At 55.8% G+C, this 1,325-nt stretch carries 1 rRNA gene; it reads right to left on the bottom strand.

The annotated features are described in order from the left end of the window. Nucleotides 1-15: 15 nt before the first annotated feature. A 16S ribosomal RNA gene (locus HMPREF2875_RS00310) occupies nt 16-1,325 on the bottom strand; the annotation flags it as partial.

Below are 1,325 nucleotides of genomic sequence, written 5' to 3'. Positions count from 1 at the left end.
ATTAATGCTCCTTAGAAAGGAGGTGATCCACCCGCACCTTCCGGTACGGGTACCTTGTTACGACTTCGTCCCAATCGCCGATCCCACCTTAGACAGCTCCCTAACAAGTTTGAGCCACTGGCTTCGGGTGTTACCAACTTTCATGACGTGACGGGCGGTGTGTACAAGGCCCGGGAACGTATTCACCGCAGCATTGCTGATCTACGATTACTAGCGACTCCGACTTCATGGGGTCGAGTTGCAGACCCCAATCCGAACTAAGACCGGCTTTCAGCGATTCGCTCCACCTCACAGTGTCGCTGCGCGTTGTACCGACCATTGTAGCATGTGTGAAGCCCTGGACATAAGGGGCATGATGATTTGACGTCATCCCCACCTTCCTCCGAGTTAACCCCGGCAGTCTCTCATGAGTCCCCAACTAAATGCTGGCAACATAAGACAAGGGTTGCGCTCGTTGCGGGACTTAACCCAACATCTCACGACACGAGCTGACGACAACCATGCACCACCTGTACACCAACCACAAGGGAAACTACATCTCTGCAGCGATCTGGTGTATGTCAAGCCCAGGTAAGGTTCTTCGCGTTGCATCGAATTAATCCACATGCTCCGCCGCTTGTGCGGGCCCCCGTCAATTCCTTTGAGTTTTAGCCTTGCGGCCGTACTCCCCAGGCGGGGCGCTTAATGCGTTAGCTACGGCACAGAAGACGTGGAAGCCCCCTACACCTAGCGCCCACCGTTTACGGCATGGACTACCAGGGTATCTAATCCTGTTCGCTACCCATGCTTTCGCTCCTCAGCGTCAGTAACTGCCCAGAGACCTGCCTTCGCCATCGGTGTTCCTCCTGATATCTGCGCATTTCACCGCTACACCAGGAATTCCAGTCTCCCCTACAGCACTCAAGTTATGCCCGTATCGCCTGCACGCCCGGAGTTAAGCCCCGGAATTTCACAGACGACGCGACAAACCACCTACGAGCTCTTTACGCCCAGTAATTCCGGACAACGCTCGCACCCTACGTATTACCGCGGCTGCTGGCACGTAGTTAGCCGGTGCTTCTTATACAGGTACCGTCACATAACGCTTCGTCCCTGTCGAAAGGAGTTTACAACCCGAAGGCCGTCATCCCCCACGCGGCGTCGCTGCATCAGGCTTCCGCCCATTGTGCAATATTCCCCACTGCTGCCTCCCGTAGGAGTCTGGGCCGTATCTCAGTCCCAATGTGGCCGTACACCCTCTCAGGCCGGCTACCCGTCGACGCCTTGGTAGGCCATTACCCCACCAACAAGCTGATAGGCCGCGAGCTCATCTTGCACCGAAAAAA

Origin of the sequence: Corynebacterium sp. HMSC078H07 (genome assembly GCF_001812805.1) — a bacterium.
Taxonomy (GTDB): Bacteria; Actinomycetota; Actinomycetes; order Mycobacteriales; family Mycobacteriaceae; genus Corynebacterium.
This window is presented reverse-complemented; position numbering and strand designations above follow the sequence as displayed.